Raw genomic sequence first — 5439 nt, 5'->3', positions numbered from 1 at the left:
TATTTTTCAAACATGTAAAAAACCCCGTATCATCACGATACGGGGTTTGTTTTCAAAAAATTAAGTAGCTTTCGAATGAAAAACTAGGTCAACTGAGCAACGTTAATTTTGTCCGCTTCTTCAGTGTAATCTTCCATACGATCAAAGTTCATGTACTTATAAACTTCATCGCCCATGCTGTTTAGCATGCCAGCGTATTGCTGGTATTCGTCGTTGGTTGGCAATTTACCAAGTACCGCCGCTACCGCTGCAAGCTCTGCAGACGCGAGATAGACGTTTGCGCCTTGACCTAAACGGTTCGGGAAGTTACGGGTAGACGTCGAAACGGCCGTAGATTTCGGTGCGATACGTGCTTGGTTACCCATACATAGTGAACAACCTGGCATTTCAGTACGAGCGCCGGCTTGTGCGTAGATGTTGTAATAACCTTCTTCCATCAACTGACGCGCATCCATCTTAGTCGGTGGCGCAATCCATAGACGAGTTTTGAGGCTTCCTGCTGGTACGTCTTGTAGCAGTTTACCCGCAGCACGGAAGTGACCAATGTTGGTCATACATGAACCAATGAATACTTCATCAATGGTATCACCAGCGACGTCAGCCAATGTTTTAGCATCGTCTGGATCGTTCGGGCAGCAAAGAATTGGCTCTTTGATCTCGCTCATATCGATGGTCATGTCGATGGCGTATTCTGCATCTTCGTCAGCACGCATGAGGCTTGGGTTCGCTAGCCACTCTTGCATTTGCTCAACGCGGCGGCTGATGGTACGCGCATCGCCATAGCCTTCTGAAATCATCCACTTAAGCAAGGTGATGTTTGAGTTTAGGTACTCAGTCACTGATTCTTCAGACAAAGTAATGGTACAACCAGCAGCACTACGCTCAGCTGACGCATCAGATAACTCAAACGCTTGCTCAGCAGTCAAATCTTCTAGACCTTCGATCTCTAAAATACGACCATTAAACTCGTTGATTTTACCTTTCTTATCAACGGTCAAATAACCTTCTTTGATGGCTTGATAAGGAATCGCATGGACCAAGTCACGTAGCGTGATACCAGGTTGACGTTCGCCAACGAAGCGCACACGAACAGATTCAGGCATATCAAGTGGCATCACACCAGTTGCTGCTGCGAATGCAACCAAACCAGAACCGGCTGGGAACGAGATACCCATTGGGAAACGCGTATGCGAGTCACCACCAGTACCAACGGTATCTGGAAGTAGCATACGGTTAAGCCACGAGTGAATGATACCATCACCAGGACGTAAGCTGACGCCGCCACGGTTCATGATAAAATCAGGTAGTGTATGCTGAGTTTCAACGTCAACTGGCTTTGGATAAGCTGCGGTATGACAGAATGACTGCATCACTAGGTCGGCTTGGAAGCCTAGGCAAGCCAAATCTTTTAGCTCGTCACGAGTCATCGGACCAGTGGTATCCTGACTTCCTACGGTAGTCATTTTTGGCTCACAGTACATACCAGGACGTACGCCTTCTAGACCACAAGCTTTACCAACCATTTTCTGTGCAAGGGTAAAGCCTTTACCGGTATCAGCTGGCTCTTCTGGCTTAGCAAATACGTCTGAATGACCAAGACCCATATATTCACGAGCACGATTGGTCAAACCACGACCAACGATTAATGGAATACGGCCGCCTGCGCGCACTTCGTCAAGCAAGGTTGGCGAGTTTAGCGTAAAGGTTGACAATACTTCGTCAGAGTCATGCTTAGTGATTTTGCCTTCATACGGATAGATGTCAAACACATCGCCCATATTTAAGTTATCAACGGCAACTTTTTCGATTGGCAAGGCGCCAGAATCTTCCATGGTGTTAAAGAAGATAGGAGCGATATTGTTACCAAGCACCAAACCGCCACCACGTTTGTTTGGTACGTTAGGGATGTCTTCGCCCATGAGCCACAATACAGAGTTGGTTGCAGACTTACGGCTAGAACCGGTACCGACCACGTCGCCAACATAGGCAAGTGGATGACCTTTTTCTTTTAACGCTTCGATTTGCTTCATTGGACCAACAACGCCCTCTTCGTCAGCAAAGATGCCGTCGCGAGAGTTTTTGTGCATGGCTAATGAATGCAATGGAATGTCGGGGCGGCTCCAAGCGTCTTGCGCTGGTGACAAGTCATCAGTGTTGGTTTCGCCAGTGACTTTAAAGGTGGTATAAGTGGTTTTCTCTGGTACTTCAGGACGGCTTAAGAACCACTCCGCGTCAGCCCAAGATTGTACGACTTCTTTAGCAATAGCATTGCCAGCTTCGGCTTTTTCGGTCACGTCATTAAACGCGTCAAATACGAGTAATGTTTTCTTTAACGCATCAGCAGCTTCTTGTGCGACTTCCGCGTCGTCTAATGCTGCAACCAATGGCTGAACGTTGTAACCACCTTGCATGGTGCCTAAGATTTCAACGGCTTTTTTCTTGCTAATAAGTGGTGAAGTCGCTTCGCCTTTAACAATAGCAGCTAAAAATGCAGCTTTAACATAAGCGGCTTGGTCAACACCGGCAGGAATACGGTTTTCTAACAAGTCCATCAAGAACGCATCTTCGCCCGCTGGTGGGTTTTTAAGTAGCTCTACCAATTCTGCTACCTGCTTCTCATTTAATGGAAGTGGTACAGTCCCTAGCTCAGCACGTTCTGCGACATGTTTACGATAAGCTTCTAACACAATAGTCGTCCTCGTCGGTTGGTGACCAGTACATCACGTGAGTAGTCAGGATGACAGCCTACATCGATGTACTGCATTGAATAATTATCCGTGCAATCATAGCTCAAAACGCTCAAAATGTTAATGGCTGAGCCGTGAAAAGGCGCAGAATAACGCCATATTGGATATTTATTATAAAAATAGTGCCATAACCAATATGATTGACGCGGTTAAATAAAAACCGTGTGCCTGCTATACTCTGACAACCTCAAAACCGATCAGATGTCTTACGTCAGCGAATTTTTATATGCGACTTGATAAAACACACTTTACCAATAAATATTAAGGATAATAAAATGGACGATAATGCCAACTATCAAAACGGTTTAAAAGTTCGTACCGAAGTGATGGGCGAGCAACATGTCAAACGCTCGCTCGATTCGGCGACCCCATTTACCCAGCCACTGCAAGACTGGATTATCGAACATGCTTGGGGCAGCACGTGGCAAGACGACACCATACTACCGCGCAAATATCGCTCCTTAATTACCATGGCGTTTTTGATTGCGCAAAAAAGCCCTGCTGAGCTAAAAGGTCATATCCGCGGGGCAATTAATAATGGCGCCAGCGTCGCTGAAATCCGAGAGGTGTTGATGCATAGCCTGCCTTATTGCGGTGCACCTGCTACCCAAGAAGCGTTTCGCGCAGCCATAGATGTGCTAAATGACATGGACATTGATATCAATAAATAAAACTAGGGTAAAGGTGCGCTTCATAGTAGTCTTATTAGTGATAAAACCCTATTTAGCGCTAGTAGTTTTTTTGATTGTCTTAACAAGATTGCCCAAAAAACCTTTAGCCATTATCTGCTATAATAGCTGCATTCATAAAACATTCTAATAATACCAAAAACCCTTATCTTATCAAGGGTTAAGAGAACATTTGATTATGACAAACGCCGTACAAACCCACGTCCCCGCTGCCCGTGCAAAACCGAAAAAAGCCATCCAAGGCGAAAAGCTACGTGGCTACGACAAGGTAGCGCGCATCCCAATTAAAGTGATTCCGACCGTCGAGGCAAAGAAAAAGCCTGATTGGATTCGGGTTAAAATGTCGTCACCTGCGGAAGTAGCGCGTATCAAAGCCACTCTGCGTGAGCAAAAGCTTTATACCGTCTGTGAAGAAGCAGCTTGCCCGAATCTGCCGCAGTGCTTCGCTGATGGTACGGCAACCTTTATGATTATGGGTGATATCTGTACCCGTCGCTGCCCGTTTTGTGATGTCGGTCATGGTCGCCCAAACGAATTGGACAAAGACGAGCCACGCCATACCGCTGAGACCATTCAAGGTCTAGGTCTGAAATATGCGGTGATTACTTCAGTTGACCGCGATGATTTAAAAGACGGCGGTGCTGGACATTTTGTTGAAGTGTTAAATGAATCGCGCGCGCTAAGCCCAAATTGCTTGATTGAGATACTGGTGCCAGATTTCCGTGGGCGTATGGATATCGCTCTAGATTTATTGACCGAAACCGCGCCAGATGTCTTTAACCACAATATCGAAACGGTGCCGCGTCTCTATAAAGCTTTCCGTCCAGGTTCAGACTATCAGCATTCATTAGATTTGCTTAAAATTTATAAAGAGCGCCGCCCTGATATCGCCACTAAATGCGGCTTTATGGTTGGACTTGGTGAGACCGAAGAAGAAATCTATGCTCTGCTTGATGATTTAAAAGCCCATGATGTCGATATGATTACCATCGGTCAGTACCTGCAACCCAGTAAAGACCATGCGCCAGTTGATCGTTATGTCCATCCAGACGAATTCCAGCGCTATATGGACTATGGTAAAAAGATTGGTTTCTTTAACATTTGGGCCGGCCCAATGGTACGCTCAAGCTATTTTGCCGATCGTCAATACTATGGTGAAGATTGCCCAGCACCAATTCGTAGCAAAAAGGCGCTTGAAGCAGAAGGTAAGCTTGGCTGCTAGATTTTTAAAGCCTTTATACCTATAAGAAAGAGACCTATCATGGTCTCTTTTTTTGTGTTTATTTTTTATCTTTACCGTTATAGTCTGAAAAATCTGTAGAATAAAACCGCTACCAATATTGCTAACCTTAAAGGAAAACTTATGAAAAAACTATTTGCTTCGAGCATCGTGCTTGCTACATTTATCCTAGCTGGCTGTGCCACTTCTGATATGAATACCAGCGCTGGCACGGCGATTGGTTCGGCAAACGAGATTGGGATGAATATTTTTAAAGCCGCTGTTGATAACCAATGTCGCAGCCAGATTGAAAAACAAAATGCTTGGCGCATTGCTAGTGTCGCGATGTCAGATGCTCAAGAAGAAGAGATAAAAGGTCAAGTTTGCGGCTGCGTCAGCGAGCAAGCGCCACAGCAAGTGACTCTTGTTGAACTTGGCAATGCGGCGATAGATGCCAACTATCGCACCCAACTGGTCACTAAAGTGGTGGCAAAAACGCTGCAAAGCTGTTATGGCAGTATCGTTAAATAAGTAGCTGACAAATAGATTCTAGATCAGCAACTTGACTAAAGGGTCTATTTCACGAAATAAGTTGGGTTATTAATTGCACAACCCAACTTATTCATATAGATTATTGGTGGTGTGTCAAAAAGTATGCTGGCATCAGACGTAGCCATAATTGACATAAAAGAACACCAGATCGAATACTTTAAAGTGATTATCAAGCTTTTTTGAGAAGCAACAAGTCTTTCTAACCGATCGTCTTAATCGGTGTCTAAGACGG

The 5439-nt window shown here is 45.2% G+C and carries 4 protein-coding genes and 1 pseudogene; 3 read left to right on the top strand and 2 right to left on the bottom strand.

All coding sequences use genetic code 11. The annotated features are described in order from the left end of the window. Window positions 1–83: 83 nt before the first annotated feature. Window positions 84–2687, bottom strand: a complete 2604-nt coding sequence (acnB, locus tag CXF58_RS00845; RefSeq protein ID WP_068406186.1) for a bifunctional aconitate hydratase 2/2-methylisocitrate dehydratase — start codon at window positions 2685–2687, stop codon at window positions 84–86. 335 nt (window positions 2688–3022) lie between these two features. Here acnB and CXF58_RS00840 point away from each other — a divergent pair, with 335 nt between their 5' ends. The 3 genes from CXF58_RS00840 (at window position 3023) to CXF58_RS00830 (ending at window position 5186) form a co-directional block, all read left to right on the top strand. Next, entirely contained in the window at window positions 3023–3418 is a 396-nt protein-coding gene (locus tag CXF58_RS00840) for a carboxymuconolactone decarboxylase family protein (protein WP_068406189.1), read from the top strand. 196 nt (window positions 3419–3614) lie between these two features. Beyond that, on the top strand, window positions 3615–4658 hold the full coding sequence (gene lipA, locus CXF58_RS00835; RefSeq protein ID WP_102076283.1) for a lipoyl synthase: 1044 nt from the start codon (window positions 3615–3617) through the stop codon (window positions 4656–4658). A 141-nt stretch (window positions 4659–4799) separates the two neighbouring features. After that, on the top strand, window positions 4800–5186 hold the full coding sequence (locus tag CXF58_RS00830) for a hypothetical protein (protein WP_102076282.1): 387 nt from the start codon (window positions 4800–4802) through the stop codon (window positions 5184–5186). A gap of 132 nt (window positions 5187–5318) precedes the next feature. Here CXF58_RS00830 and CXF58_RS13955 read toward each other — a convergent pair. Next, window positions 5319–5439 (bottom strand): annotated as a pseudogene (locus tag CXF58_RS13955) (IS1 family transposase); the annotation flags it as partial.

This window comes from Psychrobacter sp. Sarcosine-02u-2 (assembly GCF_002836335.1).
Lineage (GTDB): Bacteria > Pseudomonadota > Gammaproteobacteria > Pseudomonadales > Moraxellaceae > Psychrobacter > Psychrobacter faecalis.
The sequence above is the reverse complement of the archived record's forward strand: the minus strand, read 5'-3'. Positions and strand labels throughout refer to the sequence as shown.